This is a genomic window from Kitasatospora sp. NPDC032757, from assembly GCF_055579305.1.
The window spans coordinates 20,129-37,469 of sequence record NZ_JBVINN010000034.1 but is presented as its reverse complement, the minus strand read 5'-3'; the positions used below and the strand labels follow the sequence as shown (position 1 = coordinate 37,469).

The following is a 17,341-nucleotide window of genomic DNA, read 5'->3' as shown; positions in this document are numbered from 1 at the left end:
TCGGGCGAGGGCTACCGAGGGCTACTCGGCGCCCGCCACCGGACGGCGGACCAACACGCGGGTGGTGCTTCCGTCGTCCTCCTCGATGTCCCGGACGTGCTCGAAACCGATCCTGTGCAGCAGGGTCAGTGAGGCCTGGTTCGGTGCGGCAACGGTGGCATGGACCTCCGCCAGTCCGAGGGTGCCGAAGCCGTAGGCGGTGAGCGCCTCCGCCAGCTCGGTGCCCAGGCCGAGCCCCCAGGCCGCCGGCGCCAGGGCGTAGACGATCTCGTGGCCCCCGGTGACACCGGTCGGCTTGATCTCGGCATGCCCGACGAGGAGTCCGTCCCGGCGAACGGCCCAGACGTCGAAGAGGCTCCGGGCATAGACCTTGGTGAAGATCCGCCCGAACAGGGCCCGGTCCTCCGCTTCGGACGCGGGGCCGTCACCCATCCACTGCGACACCCTGGTGTCCTGGAACAGGGCGACGAAGCCCTCTTCATCGCCGGGGACGTACGGGTCCAGAAGCAGCCGCTCGGTGCGCAAAGTCGGGGTCACGGACGGCGACGCTACTCAGGCGGCGCCCGGGCCGGCAACCGGATTTGGTGCTGGACACACCGTCACCTGCCGCTGAGGTCTGCGCGGGCGCGGCCCACGGGGTTCGCCCCGCCAGGTCCGCGCCCGCGCGGCCTCACCGGTCCGGCCCCACCGGCCCGGATGGCAGCGCGACGTGCTCGAGGTCGCACCCCGGGACGGTTCCGCCACATGAGACCGACGAACCGTCAGACCTTCGCCCCCGCCGTCGCGTCGAGGTACACCCACGCCTTGACGCCCGAGCGCAGGACGACCTCCGCCCGGGCGTAGTCGTCGACCTCGTAGTCGTCCGCCGCGGCAAGTTCGGTGTCGGTGATGGAGAAGACGCTGCCGTCGACGGCGTCGCCCGGATCGGACGAGGCGACGACCAGCGGGTGCCGGTCGGTGCCGCTGGCCGCGATCACCTCGGGATCGGTGATCTCTATGTAGGTCAGCCGGTACCCCGGCAGTGCGTCGGGGCTCCCTTCGAGCAGCCGACCGAATCGTGCGAGCTGCACCTCGGGCAACTGCAACGTGCCGTAGGAGAACAGCTGGTGAGTAGCCGGATCAGCCATGCGGACAACCTCCTGGAGAAATCTGATGATGAAAGGTGGTGCGGGAAAGAGCCGGTGCTCCGGTCAGCCGAGGTCGAGCAACTCCTCGTGGAAGCCCCCGTAGCCACGCTCGAGGTCCACCAAGTGGACCTCCAGAATCCAGTGGCAGCGCCGCCCGACCCGGTCGGTGCGACGCATCGGGTGGTCACTGCCCGGCGCGATGTACGACTCGATGTCGGCGCCGTCGATCTTCTCGTGCGGGAACTCCCCCACCAGGTGCCCGGCGATCGAACCCCCGAGCCCCCAGCCGGCCTCGGCGGCCAGCCGTGCCACCTCGGCGTGGAGCTGGGCGCCGGTGACATCCGGGTGGGCTTCGAAGTATCGCCGGCCGGCCGCGAAGACGGCCGGCAGGTCGTCCCGCAGCCGGTGCTTGTCCGGATCGTCGCCGAGGACGAAGGTCCGCCCGAAGTCGGCCTCCCACTCCTCGAAGATGGGGCCGAAGTCGCAGAAGACGATGTCGTCCTCGCCGATCACCCGGTCCGGCGGGTTCTCCCGGTACGGGTGCAGCGTGTTCGGTCCCGACCTGACGATCCGCTTGTGCCAGTGGCGCCTCACGTCGAACATCTCGTTCGCGAGGTCACGGATCCGGTCGCTGACGGCCCGCTCGCCCTCCCCGGCCGCGATCAGACCTCGCCTCTCCACCTCGGAGAACAGCTCCACGGCCTTCGCCTGGGCATCCAGTAATCCTGCCGCACGTGCGGGTTCATCATGCATGGCGCCACCGTATGAGACCGCCCTTCCCGCGCCAACCGAGTTGCCGCGTTCCGACGAGGCGAGGCGATGAAGGGGCGAAGAGACGAGAGGCGAAGAGAGTCGAGGCTCCGTACTCGCGGTGGTCTCCGGCTCGTGGCAGGGGCTGCCGGGCACGCAACGGCGGCGGGCGGGGCCCTGAGAGGACCGCGCCCGCCGCGTGCTGCCTGACCGTGACCCCTCCACGAGGTCGGTGCCTTTCGCAACGCCTCTGCGGGCATGCGGGGAGTCGGGCATTCGGGGATCTGCAGGCGGGAGCCGAACCGCCACCCGCTGCCTTCGACTGTTGGAATCAGCGCGGTCCGGCACCCCCAGGCCCGCTTTCACGACCTCGGTGCCGGCCGCGCGGAACCCGCCTTGCTGTGAACGCGCACCCGCCGGACGTCGGAGAGTTTCGGCCGGCCTCTACCAGTAATGGCGGCGGCCGGCGACCTCGTGGCCGACCGCACCCATGATCCACAGGACCACGCCTATGAGGACCAGGATGATGCCGATGGTCCACAGGATGGAAAGACCGGTGACGAATCCGATAACGAGGAGGATGACTCCGAGGACGATCACGATGACCTCCGATTTTCGCTGCTCCCGACAATGGCCATCCGCCGACGCGGAGGTCGAGCTGCGTCTTTCCCGTTCTCGGGTCTTCAATCCGGCGGATCGCGATTCCCGATCGCGGTCCAGGATGTGCCGTCCCCGCTGAGTTCTGCGGCCGCCACGGGGCCGGGGTGAGGGTCGCGGTCAGGCCGGCCGATCAGGACGGCGCAATCGGCGGACCGTCGTCCACCCGGCTCTGGACCAATTCACCGAAATTCACCGTGCACCTCGGCACGCCGAAGGCTGCCCGAAAGCAGAAAACCGACATGAAGATCTCTCTCATAGCCCGTGGTTCATCCGTTGCCGCTCCGGTGACAACGGCCCTTGCGTTCGGCGCCGTTGCCGCCGCTCCCGCGGCCACCGCCGGGTCCGGGGGCCCACCTCGGCCCGGGCCCGGCGGCATCGTCACGCTCACCCCCCCGGCTGCCGGACCGCGGCCTCCTGGCAGCCCCGGCTGCAGCCGGGGCTGCCGACCCTCGATCAGCGCATCGGTCAGAGGCTCGCGAGCAGATCGTGGAGGGGAGCCGGCACCGGCACGGAGTCGAGGGCCTCGACCAGGAGGCTGCCGTAGCGGATCTTGCGGCCCTTCTTCGTGCCGAGGAAGCGCCGCATCTGCCGTTGCGGGGAGCGGCCTTGGTGCGCGGGCTGGCGCACGAAGGTCTGCCAGGCCGGGAGGTCGCCCTCGGCCCGGACGATCTCCTCCACCCGTGCCACACCCAGCGCGCGGATGAGTTCGTCCTCGAGGTCCGCCGTGCACACGAAGAACCCTTGCCGCGGCGCGCCCGCCCTCTCGAGACCGCGCTCGTAGAAGCCCTGCTCCCCCTCGTCGCAGAGCCCGGCGAGGCGCAGACCCAGCCCCGGCGGGCCGAGGAGGCCGGCGTAGCGGCCGATGCTCATCGCGCCGCCCATGGGGATGACGCACACCCCTTCGGCGGGCAGGTCCCGGCCGTAGCGCCCGGCCAGCGCCTCCACGGCCGCGAGGTCGCTCGGCCCTTCCAACAGCACCGCCGTCCGCACGCGCAGTCGCACGGCCAGCTCACCCGCCAACTCACCCGCAGACTCACTCGTCTGCTCATCCGCCGGCCCACCGGGGCTGCCCGCCGCCCAGCTGGTGACCGCATCCCGGAACGCTCGCATGTCCGCCATGGGGCGATTTTGCTCCTGCCCGGACAGACGCGGTACGGATTTTTCGCCGGCCGCGTCTGCGGGTCCGCCCTCCGGACCCGTCCTGAACAACCGCCGTTCCCCGTAGGGGTATGCCGGAGGGCGGCCCGCCCCCGGGCGAACCGGGGGCGGGCCGCTCGGAGTCAGGCGCGGCAGCGCAGCATCGTCAGCGGCGGGTTGGCGGCGTAGTCGTCCCAGAACTCCTTGCCGTACTCGTGCACGCCGGCGGCGGAGATCTCCAGGGGGACCCAGGTGACCTCGGCGAATCCGGCCGCCCGCAGGCACTTCTCGTAGACCTCGCGGCTGGGCGGGTTCGCGACGAACGAGATCGGCGGGTCGAGAAGCGCGGTGATCCTCACGCGCGGCCCGATCTCGGTTTCCTCGCCGAGTGATTCGCACAGGAAGCCGTACTTGGCCAGCGACGGCCCGTCGAAACGGAATTCCGGGCTCTGTACGAAGGCGAAGAACTCGGCCCCGTCGGCGATGCTCCGGTGGATGTTGCGACACATCCGCTCGATGGTGGCGACGTCCTCGGCGTAGTTGAACAGCTGGACCGCAACCGCGATGTCGAAGCGCTGCCCGAAGGTGCGCAGCTCGGCGACGTCGCCGACCTCGTACTCCACGCCCAGCGGCTCGCTGTCCTCCAGGGCCCGGGCCGCGTCGACCATCGCGGTGGAGATGTCGACGCCGAGGACGCGGGAGGCGCCGCGGCGCTTGAACTCCCGGCTGTAGAAGCCGGTTCCGGAGGCCAGGTCGAGGATCGACCTGCCGTTCACGTCACCGACGAGGGAGAGGAAGCCGGGCACCTCCCCGTAGCGCGCGAGAGGCAGGGTCTTGAAGCCCTCGAACGCCTCGCCGATCTCGTCGTACAGCTGACCACTCATCGTGCTGTTCCCCCTCTGTTCCTCTGGCGTCGGCCTTCGGGACAGGCCGCGGCCTCTGGCGGGAAGTCTCCCTCCCGTCGGCCGGGGCGTCGTACTGGTGGAAACCACAAACATGCAGCGGCTCCCGCCCGGCCCGGACTTCGTGTTCGTACCGGATGAAAGCCGCCGGGCGCCGTCGAGTTGCCGCCGACGATGTGCGGGCGGCCACCGCTTCCGGCCTCGGCGACCGGCCTGCCGCGTCACCGCGGCCGGGGCGAGCGTTCCGCCCCACGGGGTGGCCGTGGAATGGCCCACCCGCCGTACGCGTTCCCTCCTATACCGACCGGGACGTATCGAAGGGGTGTGAGGACGTTGTCGCGTGCGACCGACGACACCGGGATCGAGCCGCTGGTGACGGCCTGTGGGCGGCGGATCGAGGTTCGCCGACTCCGGCTCGGCGCAGCCGGACTGCGCCTCGGCCGGATCGCGCTGGCCGTGGGGCCCGAACGTGGCGGGACATCGAGGATCTGGGCCGGGCTGAGCCCGGCCGAGGCACGCGAACTCGCCCGGCTGCTGCTGGACCAGGCGGAGCGCACGGAGCACGCGGCATCGTCGTGAGCCGGGCGGGGCGCCGAAGGACGTCTACGGGTCACGCCGGGGGCGTGCGGGTGCGGTGAGCAGAGCGGTGGTGCCGGTCAGGTCCAGCAGCCGGAGGACCTGGGGGGAGGCTCCCGCCAGAACGAGGTCCTTGCCCGCCTCCTCGGCCAGCAGCCGCAGTTCCAGCAGGGCGTTGAGGCCGCCGCAGTCGCAGAACGACACGTCCTCCAGCACCACGTCCACGCCCGTGATGGCGTCCCGCAGCGCCGCGGTCAGCGCGTCGACGACCTCGGGCGCCGTCTCCGTGTCGATCTCGCCGCGCACCTCCGCACGGCAGCGACCCGCCCGGCCGGGCGTGAGCCGGATCGCCAGATCCGGCCCGGCGACCTCACCGAGCGGTACCGGGACCTCGGCCGGGCCGGAGGCCGCCGACGGGCGGGCGGTGGGCGTGTCCGCAGCCGGCTCCCTCTGCGGCTCCGCGCGGTGCCCCGTGTGCCGTCCGTCCGGGCCTCCCGGAGCCGACCGCGGCCGGGAGACCTGGTCCACGGAGGGAGGCAGGCTGCCACCGTCCGGGACACTGCCCGGCCGGGGCCTTCCGTTCGCCTGGCCCGGGCCGGAGAGCGAGGTCCGGGAGTCGGGGACTCGTGGTGCGGTCATGGCGCTCACTCCCTTGCGGTGTCGGGAGACTCCGGGCTGCCGGGGAGCCGGGCGCTGTCGGCGAACAGTCCGAGCAGCCCGGCGATCTCGTGGCTTTCCTCGGCGGGGTGGCGAAAGTGCGTGCCACGTACGACCTGGTAGTGGTTACGGCGCCCGTGCCGGGTGCGGGTGACGTAGCCGGCGCTCTCCAGGTCGGTGACGATCGCCTGGACGGCCCGCTCGGTGACCCCGCACGCCGCGGCGACGTCCCGCAGGCGCACGTCCGCGTCGCGCGAGATCAGCAGCAGGACCCTGGCGTGCTGCGTCAGGAACGTCCAGCTACTGCGCGACTCCTGGACTTCGGCCATAAAACCCATTATATGAACCGAAATGCCGGTTTCCGCAACCCTGTTTCCGGCTTCGCCGCTGCGGAGGAGGCCACGATGTCCGGACCGCGACGGGATCAGAGTCGCTCCTCCATCCGAATGACCTTCTTCAGATGTTCGTGCGCCTCGCCCCGCTTGCCCTCCTGCTGCTCCAGCAGGGCCGCGGCGATCGCATCGAGCTTGCGCTGGATCGCGTGCTCGGCACGGCGCTCCGCGTTCTTCAGCAACGCCAGCAACAGCAGCGTCACCGCGCTCATCGCGTCACCGACCAGCAACTGCCAGCTCGCGGACCACCCCGCGACATGAGCCGCCACGAACAGGCCGACCAGTCCCAGACAGAGCGCGGCGAACAACGGCGAACTCGTGAAGTTCGACGCCAGCTCGGCCGCCTCCTCGAACCGGCCACGCCGCCCGTCGTCGCGCTTCTGCGCCGGATGCTGGAACGTCATGACCACTCTCCTCCCGCCGGCCATCGGCCGGGTCGACCGGCCCTGGCTGGACCGGGACGACGACCCCGGCCCCATGAGTAGACCAAGGCCGCGGCCCGGATCCGGGCCAGGCGTCGCACCGCCACGCGGACTGTGACCCCGGGGGCGGATGCGCCACGCCCCGGCCCCCGAGAAGGGCGGCCCGCCCACGCGGTCGGCCGTCGTCACTCCGGCCGGCCCTCCCCGGACGCCACCCCTCGACCGGTCACAGGTCCGCGGGAACGGAACGATCAGGCCACGGCCCCCGCAGCGCCCAGGAGGCGGCGGGACCGAGAACCCACCGGAGCGCACCATCCCTCCATGGATGTGTGCTCCCTGTGAAATTCACGTGTTCTGACCCCTTGTCAGGCCGATCATTCCTCCCTACCTTCGGGGGTCAGGACCCCGGCCCCATCGGGCCTGGCGGTCCGCGACGGGCGCAACCCGCGCCGTCGCCGGACGCACGACAAGACCTGGAGGCGTCACATGCCCGTAGCCATGATGGACGAGATCCGCGACGCGGGTCCGCTGGTGGTCGACGACGAGGCCATCGTGTTCGAGGACGACGACCGAAGCGACCACGACGCCACGGCGTGTCTCGCCGACCCGTGGGTGACCGCGACCACGCGCTTCGCCTGCGACTTCAACTCCTAGCGGTGACCGCGCCCATCGCCGGCCGCAGCGGATGGTCCGATGACACCTGGTCGTACCTGAACGATCCGCGGATGCCGGCGATGGAGCACGGTTGGAAGCTGCACATCTCGGCGCGGCCCGGCGACCTCGAGGCCGTGACCGGCCTCGTCCTGCCGGTGCTGGCGCGCCACGTCTGCCACGCGAAGTGGGCGAGGAGTCCGGAGACCCTGCGGGCGATCAACTCCGGTGTGTCGAGTGCGGGTGCCGTCGGGAAGGCGATCACGGTCTACCCGGCACCCGGCACCGTCCTCGGGCTCGCCGACGAACTCGTCGCCCTGCTGCGCGACCGGGAGGGTCCGCAGATCGTCAGCGACCGGCGGGTCGATCCACGCTCCCCCGTCTACTACCGCTACGGGCCCTTCACGGGCGACTACCGGACCGGCCGGAGCGGGCGGCTCGAGTCGGTCATGGTGGGTCCGGACGGCCGGGCCTTCGACGGCCTGGCGGCCGGTGCGTACCGCTGCCCGCCGTGGGCCGAGGACCCCTTCGAGAACCGGCCCGGGCACGGCGCCCGGCCGCAGTCCTCCCCCGGATTCGGCGACGGACGCTACCTAGTCACCGGCGGCATCGTGCGCAAGCCGCAGGGCAACGTCTACCGCGCGGCCGACCGGCTCACCGGGCTGCCGGTGGTCGTCAAGCAGGCCCGGGCCTTCGTGGCCGAGGACGAGTCCGGTGCGGACACCCGCGACCGGCTGCGCAACGAGCGGACGGTCCTGGCCGCGCTCGCCACCGTCACGGGGGTGCCCCGCGCGCTCGACTACTTCCGGCACCGCACGGACGAGTACCTGGTGATGACCGCCTGCGGCGACCGGGACCTGCGGCGGGACGTCCAGGAGAACGGCCCGTACCGGGACGACGAGGCCCGGCCGTCGCGCACGCTCCCCGACCTGGCCGCCCAGCTCCTGCGTGTCCTGGACGCCATCCATCTCCGGGGCGTGGTCGTCCGCGATCTCAAGCCCGACAACGTCGTGCTCGACGCCACGGGCCGGTGCCACGTGATCGACTTCGGGATCAGCGCCCTCGACGGCGTCGGTCCGGACGGCTCGACCCCCGGCTACAGTGACCCGGTCCGACGCGCGACCGGACCGGCCGAGCCCGCCGACGACTACTACGCCCTGGGCGCGACCCTCTGCTTCGCCGCCACCGGCATGGATCCGGTGATCGTCGACACGGACGCCACCGTCAACCGGGACCGCACCCTCGCCGGCCTGGCATGGGCGCTGCCCGGCGACGAGCACCGGCGGATCCGGGCGGCGATCGCCGAGTTGACGAGCTTCGATCCGGCCGTGCGGACCGCGGGCGCCGACCGGCTCCGTACGGGGGTGCCAGCGGCGTTCGAGCCGCCGGTGGCACCCCGGGCGTCCCGGGGTCCCCGCCGGGTCCGATTCGACGACGGCCTGCTCGAAGAGATCATCGAGCACACGACCGCGTTCTGCGTCGACGAGGCCCGCAGGATGTCAGACCCCGTACTCGCCGCACGCGCGACCATCCCGACGCCGGTCGACGTCTACCGCGGCAGCTCGGGACTCGGCCTGGAACTCCTTCACCACCTCCACCGAAGCGGGGTGCGCGAAGCCGTCGACGCCCTCGCGCACTGGACGGCGAGCCAGTCCAGGAGCCTGTCACCCGGCTTCTACTCGGGCCGCACCGGCGTCGAGCTCTTCCTCACCGCAGCAGGGGCGACCCCGGACGCCGGGAACGGCGACGGGGACGGGGACGGGGACGGGCACCGGAAAGGGCACCGAACGACACGACCGGCCGGGCCGGCAGGCCACCCGGCCCTGCCGACCCGGGGCCCGGACGGCGGACCACCGGAAGCGGACCTGATCGAGGGCGTCGCCGGAATCGGCATCGGCCGCCTGCTTCTCGCCCGGCACGCCGTCGCGGACGGCAACAGCCGGCTCGCCGACCGACACCTCGCCGTCGCCGCCGAGTGCGACCGGATGCTGGCGTCCGGCAGGGCCCGGCTGACGCCCGTCGGCACCGGCACCATCGGCAGCGCCGCCCTGCGCGAAGGACTCGCGCACGGCGAGGCCGGGGTCGCGTACTTCCTGCTCGAGTACGCAAGCGCGACCGGGGAGCCGGCCGCCGTCCGCAGGGCCGGGGAGGCATGCGCGCAGCTCGCCGCCCTCACGCCGGGCATCGTCGCGGCGGCGGCCGGCCCGGGGGCGACACGCCGCTACGGCTCGTGGTGCCGGGGCCTGGCCGGGATCGGGGCGGTGCTCGTCCGGGCCGCCGACCGCCTCGGCGAACCCGGGTACCTCGCCCTCGCCCAGCGGGCCGCGCGCACCTGCGCCGCCCTGGCGCCCCGCATGCCGCTGGTCACCCAGTGCTGCGGGCTGTCCGGTGCCGGCGACCTGATGGTGGACGTCGCCGAGGCGTCCGGGTCCGAGGAGTTCCGGGACGCCGCCGAGACCGTCGCCGCGATCATCCTGAGCCGCAGCGGCGGCACCTCGTCGCGTCCGGTGTTCCCGGACGCCGGCCTGACCGGGTCGAGCGCCACCTGGGCCGGCGGCTCCGCCGGCGTGCTCGCCTTCCTGAGGCGACTGCACGGCCGGGGCGGACAGCGGCTCGGCCTCATCGGCTGACCGGGCGGGGCGGAGCCGGCACCGCCCGGAGGCCCGCCCCTCCGGGCCTCCGATGGTCCGGCTGTTCGTGTGCGGAGTCGTCGGCCTCCGCCACGGCGCATCGCAGGGTGTCGCGCGGACCGGCCGCCGGCCTCAGTGCCCGAGCAGGTGCCGGATCCGCCCGCGGCGCTCGGGCGCGGTCGGTCCGGCGGCCGGGCCGACCCGTTCAGCGGCCTCCTGCGCGGTGTCCGCCTCCGCGGCCGGGTACGCCTGCGGACGCACCCGACGGTGGGCGCCGAGCCCGACCGGGCGCCGTGCCCGCCGGGAGAGGCCGATCAACGCCAGACCGAGGCAGAACAGCAGGGCGAGGGCGACGCCGGACAGGAAGACGGCCAGGCTGTTCATGACCACCAGGTCGTTGCCGAGAACGGTCACCTGGTAGTCCGGCCCGCCGGAGAGGTTGTCCGCGATCAACAGGCCGGTGAAGGCGCCGGCCGCGGCCATCAGCAAGAGTCCGAGCAGCAACATGTCGGGAATCCCTTCTCTCCGGTCAGGTTGTCGTCGTGCGCTTCTCTCCCCCCGCTACCTGATCGCGGCTACCCCGGTGCCCGCAGCCCTAACGCGCGCCCACCCTCTCTCTTCGGCCGCTCCTCCCGCCCGCGCGCCCGGTCGGAGGCGAAGGCCCGCCGGCGCACCCGCTGCGCCACGTCACGTCGGCGCACCCGCCCGCGGCGGGGCCGACGCCGCACCGTGCCTGCGGGCACGGCCGTGCGCGGTGAGGTCGGCGCCGGCGGTGTCGACGGCTCCGGCGAGCAGGCGGCCGCCGGGGGAAGGGGCGAATCTCTCTTACCGATGCATGACGTGACGCCCGTCGTCGGCCACCGCGCCGTCCCCGGCCGGTAGCGTCGCCGGTCATGAGGATTCTGGTCACCGGCGGTGCCGGGTTCATCGGTTCGGCCGTCGTCCGTGCCGTGGTCGCGGCGGGCCACGAGGTCCGTGTGCTGGACGCACTGCTGCCTGCGGTCCACCCGTCGGGTGCGGCGCCCGTTCTGCCGGCCGGCGTCGGGTTCCGGCTCGGCGACGTACGGGACGCGGCGGCCGTGGAGGGGGCCCTCGCCGGGGTGGACGCGGTCTGCCACCAGGCGGCGATGGTCGGTCTCGGGCTCGACCTCGATGACGCGCCCGACTACGTGGGCTGCAACGACCTCGGAACGGCGGTCCTCCTGTCCGCGATGGCACGCGGCGGGGTGCGGAAGCTGGTACTGGCCGGATCGATGGTGGTCTACGGCGAGGGCCGGTACGTGTGCCCGGCCCACGGGGACGTGGCACCCGGTCCACGACGGCCGGACCATCTCGACGCAGGCCGGTTCGAACCGCCGTGCCCGAGGTGCGGCGCCGAGTTGCGGCCGGGGCTGGTCACCGAGGACGCGCCGGGCGACCCCCGCAACGTCTACGCCGCGACCAAGCTCGCGCAGGAACACCTGGCCGCGGCCTGGGCCCGCGCCTGCGGCGGGTCCGTCCTGGCGCTGCGCTACCACAACGTCTACGGCCCGGGCATGCCGCGTGACACCCCGTACGCCGGAGTCGCCGCCCTGTTCCGCTCCGCGCTCGCCCGCGGCGAGGCCCCCCGGGTGTTCGAGGACGGCGGCCAGCGCCGGGACTTCGTCCATGTCGACGACGTCGCCGCGGCCAACCTCGCCGCGCTGGAGGACCTCGGCAGCCGGCTGCCGGGCAGCTCCCGGGCGTACAACGTCGGCAGCGGCGAGGTGCGTACGGTCGGCGAGATGGCCCGGGCCCTCGCCGACGCCTGCGGTGGGCCGGCGCCCGTGGTGACGGGCCGGTACCGGCTGGGGGACGTCCGGCACATCACGGCCGACTCCTCCCGGCTGCGTGCCGAACTGGGCTGGCGGGCCCGGGTCCCGTTCCGTGCGGGGATGGCCGGGTTCGCCGCCGCGCCCCTGCGGGCCTGACTACGCACGCGCCGCCGGGAGTGCGATCTCGAAGCAGCAGCCCCCTGCGACGTTGTGCACCCGGGCGCGCCCGGCGTGCGCCTCGACGATACCGCGGACGATGGCCAGGCCGAGCCCGGCACCGCTGTCCCCTCCCTCGCCGGGATCCCGCCGGGGCGTGCGCGCGGCGCTGCCGCGCCAGCCGGTCTCGAACACCCGGGAGAGGTCCTGCTCAGGGATGCCCCCGCAGCCGTCGGTGACCGAGAGCACCACGTCGTCCACCTCGCGGCGGGCCGAGACGGCGACCACGCCCTCCTCGGGCGTCGAGCGGATCGCGTTGACCAGAAGGTTGCCGAGCACCCGGGTGATCTCGCGGCTGTCCACCTCGACCGGCTCGGCGGCGACCTGACGGCCCTCCAGACGGACGCCGCGCTGCCGGGCCAGCGGGTGGGCACCGGCCAGTGCGTCGTCGACCAGGTCGTAGACGGACACCCGGGACAACGAGAGGGACAGCGCGCCGGCCTGGATCCGGGAGAGTTCGAAGAGGTCGTCGACCATCCCGGTGAGGCGCTCGACCTCGGCACGGATCCGCTGGAGGTACTGCTCCGGCTGGTCGGCCACCCCGTCCTCCAGCGCCTCGGCCATGGCGCGCAGGCCGGCCAGCGGGGTGCGCAGGTCGTGGGAGATCCAGGCGATCAGCTCGCGCCGCGAGGCGTCCAGCGCCTGCGCCCGGGAGCGTGACTCGGCGAGCCGGGCACTGGTGGCGGCGAGTTCCTCGCTCAACTGGGCCAGTTCGAGCCCGAGGGGGTGGTCCGGAGCGGTGAAACCGGTGTCGCTTCCGACGGTGCGGGCGCCCGCGGTCAGGGCCCGGCTGCCGGCCACGACCTGGCGTCCGAGCAGCGCGGCCGTGAGCAGTGAGACCACGGAGGCCATGCCGAGCACGGTGATCACCACGCCGAGGTCGTGCCCGGACAGGAACATCGCCTGGGCGACGGCGAGCGTCCCGGAGGTGACCGCGAGAACGGTGACGACGGCGACGCAGAAGAGTGAGAGCGCCACCGAACGGCGGCGCAGCAGGCGCACGGCCACCCATCCGAGGAGGCCGGCGCCGGTGGCGCCGAGGCCTGCGAACAGGGCGATCAGCAGCAGGTCCGTCACGCCGGGCCGTCCATGCCGGCCGTCACCGGGTCGTAGCGGTAGCCGACGCCCCAGACCGTGGTGATCAGCGTCGGTGCGGCGGGGTCGTCCTCGATCTTCTCGCGCAGCCGGCGGACGTGGACGGTGACGGTGGACAGGTCGCCGAAGTCCCAGCCCCAGACCCGCTGCATCAGCTCCTGCCGGGCGAAGACCGTCCGGGGGTGCCGGAGGAAGTGTGCAAGCAGGTCGAACTCCCGCAGCGTGAGGAGGAGTTCGCCTCCTCGGCGGTGGGCCCGGCGGGCCTGCGGATCGAGCGTGATGTCCCCGGAGGCCAGCGGCGCGGGGAACGGCGCGGAGGGTGCGGCGGCACGGGAGCGACGGAGGACGGACTGCACCCGGAGGACGAGTTCCCTCGGGCTGAACGGCTTGGTGACGTAGTCGTCCGCGCCCAGCTCCAGGCCGAGGATACGGTCGGCCTCGTCGCCCTTGGCGGTGAGCACGACCACCGGCAGGTCGGCGCCGTTCTCGGTGGCGCGCAGCCTGCGCAGCAGCTCCAGGCCGTCGATCCCGGGGAGCATGAGATCCAGGACCAGCAGGTCGGGGCGATTGCTGCGGGCCAGGTCGAGGCCCTGGTTGCCGTCGCAGGCCCGGTCGACCCGGTGGCCGGCCCGGGTGAGGTAGCCGGCGACGACCTCGCCCACGGTCAGGTCGTCGTCGACCACCAGGATGCGGGCGGGGTCCGGTGGTCCGGAGGAAGCGGGGCTCTCGTTCACCTCGCCGAGGATACGAGCTGCGGCCGTGGGCAGGTGCCGCACCGGGGTTCACGTTCGGGTTCCGTAAGATCGCGGCCCGGCCGGGCACGGCGCCCGCGACGGCCCGTAGGACTTTCGTAAGGCCGCCGTTCGGCCGCCGCCGGGCCGCCCGCCCTTAGCGTGACCGACGTGATCTCTCCGATTCCCCCACTGCCACCCGCCGATGTGATCCTTCCGTGCCTCGACGAGGCCGAGGCCCTCCCCTGGGTGCTGGGACGAGTACCCGCGGGCTGGCGGGCGATCGTCGTCGACAACGGTTCGCGCGACGGCTCGGCCGAGCTGGCGCGCTCGCTGGGCGCGAGCGTCGTCGAGGAGCCGCGGCGCGGTTTCGGCGCCGCGTGCCACGCCGGACTGCTGGCCGCCACCGCCGAGCTGGTCTGCTTCCTGGACTGCGACGGCTCCCTCGATCCCGCACAGTTGCCGCGCGTCACCGCGCCGGTCCACGCGGGCTCGGCGGACTTGGTGCTCGGCCGCCGCCGCCCCACGACCGCCGGCGCGTGGCCGCTGCACGCCCGCCTCGCCAATGCCGCCCTGGCCCGCCGGCTGCGGGCGAGCACGGGGGCGCCGCTGCACGACCTCGGGCCGATGCGGGCCGCCCGCCGTGAGCGGCTGCTGGCACTCGGGCTGGGCGACCGACGCTCCGGCTACCCCCTGGAGATGGTGCTCGCCGCCTCGGCGGCCGGGATGCGGATCGCCGAGACGTCCGTCGACTACCTGCCTCGCACGGGCCGCTCCAAGGTCACCGGAACCGTGCGCGGCACCCGGCAGGCCGTCCGGGACATGCGGGCCGTTCTGGCCGCTCCGCCGCCGACCCTGCTGGTGATCGCCAAGTCACCCGTCCCGGGACGGGTGAAGACCCGCCTCACCCCGCCCTGCACACCCGAGCAGGCGGCGGCGCTGGCCGAGGCCGCCCTGGCCGACACCCTGGCTACCCTCGACCGGGTACCGGCCGGACGGCGGCTGCTCGTGCTGGAGGGCGAGGCCGGCCCCTGGCTCCCGCCCGGTTGGCAGGTCGTGCCGCAGTCGGGGGGCGGGCTGGACGAACGGCTCGCGGCCGCCTTCGCGCACGCCGCCGGGACCGCCCCTGACACGCCCGCGCTGCTGGTCGGCATGGACACGCCGCAGATCGGCGGCGCCCTCCTCGCGGAGCCCCTGTCACCGGCCCGCCGCACCGGCGTCGACGCCTGGTACGGCCCGGCCGGCGACGGCGGTTTCTGGGCTCTCGGGCTGGCGAGGCCCACCGCAGAACTGGCCCGGCGGCTGCTTCTGGGCCTGCCGATGTCCACACCGGAGACCGGGCAGGCCCTGCTCGACCGACTGGCGGCGAACGGCCTGACGGTCGGCCACCTCCCGGTGCTCACCGACGTGGACACCATCCGGGACGCGCGCCACGTCGCCGCCGAGGCTCCGGGCAGCAGGTTCGCGGCATGCCTCCGCCTGATCGGGGCCGCGCCGGAGACGACGCGGTGACCGTCGCGGCGGAGGCGTGGGTGGACGACCCGTTCGCCGAGGCCGTTCGTGCCGGGCGGGGCCCGCTGTGGCTACGACGCGAGGACGGCGACCGGATCCCGCTCGACGTCGAACGCTGGTGCGCACCCGCCGCCGGCGCGGATCACGGCCTGCTGCTGCGCTGCACGCGGCTGCCCGCGCCGGTGGTGGACCTCGGCTGCGGTCCCGGCCGCCTCGTCGCCGCTCTGCTGGGCCTCGGCGTGCCGGCGCTCGGTGTCGACATCACCGGAGCCGCGGTGGCCCGGACCCGCATGCTCGGCGGGCCGGCCCTGTGCCGGTCGGTGTTCGACCGGCTGCCCGCCGAGGGCCGCTGGGGTGGCGCGCTCCTCGCCGACGGCAACCTCGGGATCGGCGGCGACCCGGGGCTGCTGCTCGCCAGAAGCGCCGAACTCCTCGCTCCGGCAGGCGTGTTGCTGGTCGAAGTCGAGCCGTGGGAGGTCGACGAGCGGATCACCGTCCGGGTCGAGGGCCCCGAGGGACGGCTCGGGCCTCCGTTCGCCTGGGCCCGCTGCGGCGCGGCGGCCACCGTCCGTCGCGCCGGCCATGCCGGGCTCGTCGAGACCGAGCGCTGGTCCTCCCACGGCCGCCGCTTCCTCTCCTTCCGGAAGGCGGTCCGCCCCCGCTGACGAGACGCGCAGCGGGAGCCAGGTCCTGTCCGGTCGATCGCGGTCCGACCGATCGCGGTCCGGTCGATCTCGCGCCCGGCGGGACCGGCCGGACAGGACCTCCCCATCGGCCTACTCCTCCCGGGCCGCCGGGCTCCCGGCCGGCCACTGAGAGTGCTCCCGCTCGGCCCATCGCCGGTCGACCAGCCCCGTCCGCATCCCGCGCCGGGCCTCGGGATCCCGTACGGCCATCCGGATGTGCCCGGCCGTCACCGTGGCGATGGCCGCCGCGAGCCAGTCGTGGACGAAGGTCGCGCCGGTCCGCCAGGCCGGCGGCGTCAGGTGGGTGAGCCACATCAACAGGCCCGTACCGAGGATCACCAGCATCGCCCCGAGGGTCCACTGGGCGTACAGCTTCTGCCCGGCGTTGAACTTCCCCGCCGGACGGTGCGACGCGCGCGCCCACGTCGCCCGCAGCCACGCCCGGTCGGCCGGAAGGAAGCGGCTCAGCCTCGACACGTCCGCGCGCACCGCCCGGAAGGCCAGGCCGAGCAGCAGCGGTACCGGCAGCGCCAGGCCGCACCACACGTGGACGGTGGCGACCAGCCTTCGGCGCCCGACCAGTTCGGCCAGCGGCGTCACGTAGAGGCAGGCGGCGGTGGCCAGGCAGGTCAGCATCAGGGCGGCGGTGGCGCGGTGCACCCAGCGCTCGGCGCGGGTGAAACGGAGGACGAGCTCAGGCGGTCGGCGCATCGTCACGTCCGTTCGACCGGCCGACCCAGGCGTCGACGTCATAGCCGTTCTGCTCCCAGTAGCCCGGCTGCACCGTGTCGGTGACGGTGATCCCGGACAGCCACTTGGCCGACTTGTAGAAGTACATCGGCGCCACGTAGAGGCGCACCGGTCCGCCGTGGGAGTGCGAGATCGGGGCGTCCTGGAGCTTGAGCGCGACCACCACGTCGTCACGCCGGGCCTGTTCCAGGGTGAGACTCTCGGTGTACTCGCCGTCGAAGCAGCTGAACCGCACCGCTCCGGCGCCCGCCCGGACGCCGGCGGCGTCGAGCAGGTGGGCGAGCGGCACGCCCTCGAACGGTGTGTCCGGTACCCGCCAGCCGGTCACGCACTGCACGTCCCGCACGATCCGGCGCTGCGGCATCGCCTGAAGGTCGGCCAGGCGGTGGCTGCCGGGCCGCTCCACCAGCCCGTCCACCGTCAGGGTGTACGTATCAGGGCCCCTGGCCGGTACCGAGGGCACCACGGAGTAGTACCGGAAGCCGCCACCGCCCGGCAGCAGTCCGGTGAGTCCCGTCGGGTCCTTCCCGGCCACGGCGTCCTGGGCCCGCTGGAGATACGGGCCGGCCGCCACGCCCACGGCGCCGAGGCCGAGCATGCCGAGCACCACCCGCCGGCCCACCGGGGTGCCCCCGGAATGCTTCGCTGTTCTGT

The 17,341-nt window shown here is 73.5% G+C and carries 20 protein-coding genes and 1 pseudogene; 7 read left to right on the top strand and 14 right to left on the bottom strand.

Translation table 11 applies throughout. The features are described from left to right. Positions 1-21: 21 nt before the first annotated feature. The 6 genes from ACZ5WK_RS29535 to ACZ5WK_RS29510 form a co-directional block, all read right to left on the bottom strand. Positions 22-537 (bottom strand): GNAT family N-acetyltransferase, encoded by a 516-nt coding sequence (locus ACZ5WK_RS29535; RefSeq protein ID WP_465551795.1) that lies wholly within the window; start codon positions 535-537, stop codon positions 22-24. A gap of 224 nt (positions 538-761) precedes the next feature. Next, the gene (locus ACZ5WK_RS29530; RefSeq protein WP_465551793.1) at positions 762-1,127 is read right to left on the bottom strand and encodes a gamma-glutamylcyclotransferase family protein; all 366 of its coding nucleotides are present in this window, start codon (positions 1,125-1,127) and stop codon (positions 762-764) included. Between the two features lie 63 nt (positions 1,128-1,190). Further along, positions 1,191-1,880, bottom strand: coding sequence for a M24 family metallopeptidase (locus ACZ5WK_RS29525; RefSeq protein ID WP_465551791.1), 690 nt, complete (start codon positions 1,878-1,880; stop codon positions 1,191-1,193). A gap of 441 nt (positions 1,881-2,321) precedes the next feature. After that, on the bottom strand, positions 2,322-2,477 hold the full coding sequence (locus tag ACZ5WK_RS29520) for a DUF6131 family protein (RefSeq protein WP_465551789.1): 156 nt from the start codon (positions 2,475-2,477) through the stop codon (positions 2,322-2,324). 525 nt (positions 2,478-3,002) lie between these two features. Beyond that, positions 3,003-3,656 carry a TOPRIM nucleotidyl transferase/hydrolase domain-containing protein gene (locus tag ACZ5WK_RS29515; protein ID WP_465551787.1) on the bottom strand — a complete coding sequence of 218 codons (654 nt, stop codon included), beginning with the start codon at positions 3,654-3,656 and terminating at the stop codon, positions 3,003-3,005. Positions 3,657-3,817: 161 nt separating this feature from the next. Next, entirely contained in the window at positions 3,818-4,558 is a 741-nt protein-coding gene (locus tag ACZ5WK_RS29510; RefSeq protein WP_465551785.1) for a class I SAM-dependent methyltransferase, read from the bottom strand. 342 nt (positions 4,559-4,900) lie between these two features. Here ACZ5WK_RS29510 and ACZ5WK_RS29505 point away from each other — a divergent pair, with 342 nt between their 5' ends. Next, on the top strand, positions 4,901-5,155 hold the full coding sequence (locus ACZ5WK_RS29505) for a hypothetical protein (RefSeq protein WP_465551783.1): 255 nt from the start codon (positions 4,901-4,903) through the stop codon (positions 5,153-5,155). 24 nt (positions 5,156-5,179) lie between these two features. Here ACZ5WK_RS29505 and ACZ5WK_RS29500 read toward each other — a convergent pair whose 3' ends face one another. The 3 genes from ACZ5WK_RS29500 to ACZ5WK_RS29490 all read right to left on the bottom strand — a co-directional run bounded on the left by ACZ5WK_RS29500 (position 5,180) and on the right by ACZ5WK_RS29490 (position 6,605). After that, positions 5,180-5,791: an STAS domain-containing protein gene (locus ACZ5WK_RS29500; protein ID WP_465551781.1), complete on the bottom strand. Its 612-nt coding sequence runs from the start codon at positions 5,789-5,791 to the stop codon at positions 5,180-5,182. 5 nt (positions 5,792-5,796) lie between these two features. Then, positions 5,797-6,138, bottom strand: coding sequence for a helix-turn-helix transcriptional regulator (locus ACZ5WK_RS29495; protein ID WP_465551779.1), 342 nt, complete (start codon positions 6,136-6,138; stop codon positions 5,797-5,799). A gap of 95 nt (positions 6,139-6,233) precedes the next feature. Beyond that, positions 6,234-6,605, bottom strand: a complete 372-nt coding sequence (locus ACZ5WK_RS29490) for a low affinity iron permease family protein (protein ID WP_465551777.1) — start codon at positions 6,603-6,605, stop codon at positions 6,234-6,236. A gap of 504 nt (positions 6,606-7,109) precedes the next feature. On the opposite strand from ACZ5WK_RS29490, the gene ACZ5WK_RS29485 reads away from it, so the two are divergent. Continuing rightward, complete coding sequence (locus ACZ5WK_RS29485; protein WP_331741511.1) at positions 7,110-7,277, top strand: SflA family class IV lanthipeptide; 168 nt, start codon at positions 7,110-7,112, stop codon at positions 7,275-7,277. A 2-nt stretch (positions 7,278-7,279) separates the two neighbouring features. Next, positions 7,280-9,904: a class IV lanthionine synthetase LanL gene (gene lanL, locus ACZ5WK_RS29480; RefSeq protein ID WP_465551775.1), complete on the top strand. Its 2,625-nt coding sequence runs from the start codon at positions 7,280-7,282 to the stop codon at positions 9,902-9,904. Between the two features lie 132 nt (positions 9,905-10,036). Here the strand turns inward: lanL and ACZ5WK_RS29475 are convergent, their stop codons facing one another. Then, positions 10,037-10,411 carry a hypothetical protein gene (locus ACZ5WK_RS29475; RefSeq protein ID WP_465551773.1) on the bottom strand — a complete coding sequence of 125 codons (375 nt, stop codon included), beginning with the start codon at positions 10,409-10,411 and terminating at the stop codon, positions 10,037-10,039. A 386-nt stretch (positions 10,412-10,797) separates the two neighbouring features. On the opposite strand from ACZ5WK_RS29475, the gene ACZ5WK_RS29470 reads away from it, so the two are divergent. Next, positions 10,798-11,853 (top strand): NAD-dependent epimerase/dehydratase family protein, encoded by a 1,056-nt coding sequence (locus tag ACZ5WK_RS29470; protein WP_465551771.1) that lies wholly within the window; start codon positions 10,798-10,800, stop codon positions 11,851-11,853. Here ACZ5WK_RS29470 and ACZ5WK_RS29465 read toward each other — a convergent pair whose 3' ends face one another. Further along, positions 11,854-12,990 carry a sensor histidine kinase gene (locus ACZ5WK_RS29465; RefSeq protein ID WP_465551769.1) on the bottom strand — a complete coding sequence of 379 codons (1,137 nt, stop codon included), beginning with the start codon at positions 12,988-12,990 and terminating at the stop codon, positions 11,854-11,856. Continuing rightward, a complete protein-coding gene (locus tag ACZ5WK_RS29460; protein ID WP_465551767.1) occupies positions 12,987-13,742 on the bottom strand; it encodes a response regulator transcription factor in 756 nt (251 codons plus the stop codon). Before ACZ5WK_RS29460 ends, ACZ5WK_RS29465 begins: the two co-directional genes overlap by 4 nt. A gap of 168 nt (positions 13,743-13,910) precedes the next feature. Here ACZ5WK_RS29460 and ACZ5WK_RS29455 point away from each other — a divergent pair. From ACZ5WK_RS29455 to ACZ5WK_RS29445, 3 genes and pseudogenes are all read left to right on the top strand, one after another. After that, positions 13,911-14,621 (top strand): annotated as a pseudogene (locus ACZ5WK_RS29455) (glycosyltransferase family 2 protein); the annotation flags it as partial. After that, on the top strand, positions 14,601-15,251 hold the full coding sequence (locus ACZ5WK_RS29450; RefSeq protein ID WP_465551907.1) for a TIGR04282 family arsenosugar biosynthesis glycosyltransferase: 651 nt from the start codon (positions 14,601-14,603) through the stop codon (positions 15,249-15,251). The pseudogene ACZ5WK_RS29455 and the gene ACZ5WK_RS29450, both read left to right, overlap by 21 nt. Beyond that, positions 15,248-15,916 carry a class I SAM-dependent methyltransferase gene (locus ACZ5WK_RS29445; protein WP_465551765.1) on the top strand — a complete coding sequence of 223 codons (669 nt, stop codon included), beginning with the start codon at positions 15,248-15,250 and terminating at the stop codon, positions 15,914-15,916. The genes ACZ5WK_RS29450 and ACZ5WK_RS29445 overlap by 4 nt, the downstream gene beginning before the upstream one ends. Positions 15,917-16,027: 111 nt before the next feature. Here ACZ5WK_RS29445 and ACZ5WK_RS29440 read toward each other — a convergent pair whose 3' ends face one another. Together ACZ5WK_RS29440 and ACZ5WK_RS29435 are read right to left on the bottom strand one after the other, a co-directional pair. Next, positions 16,028-16,648, bottom strand: a complete 621-nt coding sequence (locus tag ACZ5WK_RS29440; protein WP_465551763.1) for a cytochrome b/b6 domain-containing protein — start codon at positions 16,646-16,648, stop codon at positions 16,028-16,030. Beyond that, positions 16,632-17,285, bottom strand: coding sequence for a molybdopterin-dependent oxidoreductase (locus ACZ5WK_RS29435; protein WP_465551905.1), 654 nt, complete (start codon positions 17,283-17,285; stop codon positions 16,632-16,634). The genes ACZ5WK_RS29440 and ACZ5WK_RS29435 overlap by 17 nt, the downstream gene beginning before the upstream one ends. Positions 17,286-17,341 lie beyond the last annotated feature (56 nt).

Excerpts from the sequence above, each read along its gene's own strand:
- ACZ5WK_RS29490 (WP_465551777.1), bottom strand. The coding sequence starts at position 6,605 with ATGACGTTCCAGCATCCGGCGCAGAAGCGCGACGACGGGCGGCGTGGC.
- ACZ5WK_RS29515 (WP_465551787.1), bottom strand. The coding sequence starts at position 3,656 with ATGGCGGACATGCGAGCGTTCCGGGATGCGGTCACCAGCTGGGCGGCG.
- ACZ5WK_RS29440 (WP_465551763.1), bottom strand. The coding sequence starts at position 16,648 with ATGCGCCGACCGCCTGAGCTCGTCCTCCGTTTCACCCGCGCCGAGCGC.
- ACZ5WK_RS29485 (WP_331741511.1), top strand. The coding sequence starts at position 7,110 with ATGCCCGTAGCCATGATGGACGAGATCCGCGACGCGGGTCCGCTGGTG.
- ACZ5WK_RS29495 (WP_465551779.1), bottom strand. The coding sequence starts at position 6,138 with ATGGCCGAAGTCCAGGAGTCGCGCAGTAGCTGGACGTTCCTGACGCAG.
- ACZ5WK_RS29435 (WP_465551905.1), bottom strand. The coding sequence starts at position 17,285 with ATGCTCGGCCTCGGCGCCGTGGGCGTGGCGGCCGGCCCGTATCTCCAG.
- ACZ5WK_RS29525 (WP_465551791.1), bottom strand. The coding sequence starts at position 1,880 with ATGCATGATGAACCCGCACGTGCGGCAGGATTACTGGATGCCCAGGCG.
- ACZ5WK_RS29470 (WP_465551771.1), top strand. The coding sequence starts at position 10,798 with ATGAGGATTCTGGTCACCGGCGGTGCCGGGTTCATCGGTTCGGCCGTC.
- ACZ5WK_RS29475 (WP_465551773.1), bottom strand. The coding sequence starts at position 10,411 with ATGTTGCTGCTCGGACTCTTGCTGATGGCCGCGGCCGGCGCCTTCACC.
- ACZ5WK_RS29510 (WP_465551785.1), bottom strand. The coding sequence starts at position 4,558 with ATGAGTGGTCAGCTGTACGACGAGATCGGCGAGGCGTTCGAGGGCTTC.
- ACZ5WK_RS29530 (WP_465551793.1), bottom strand. The coding sequence starts at position 1,127 with ATGGCTGATCCGGCTACTCACCAGCTGTTCTCCTACGGCACGTTGCAG.
- ACZ5WK_RS29500 (WP_465551781.1), bottom strand. The coding sequence starts at position 5,791 with ATGACCGCACCACGAGTCCCCGACTCCCGGACCTCGCTCTCCGGCCCG.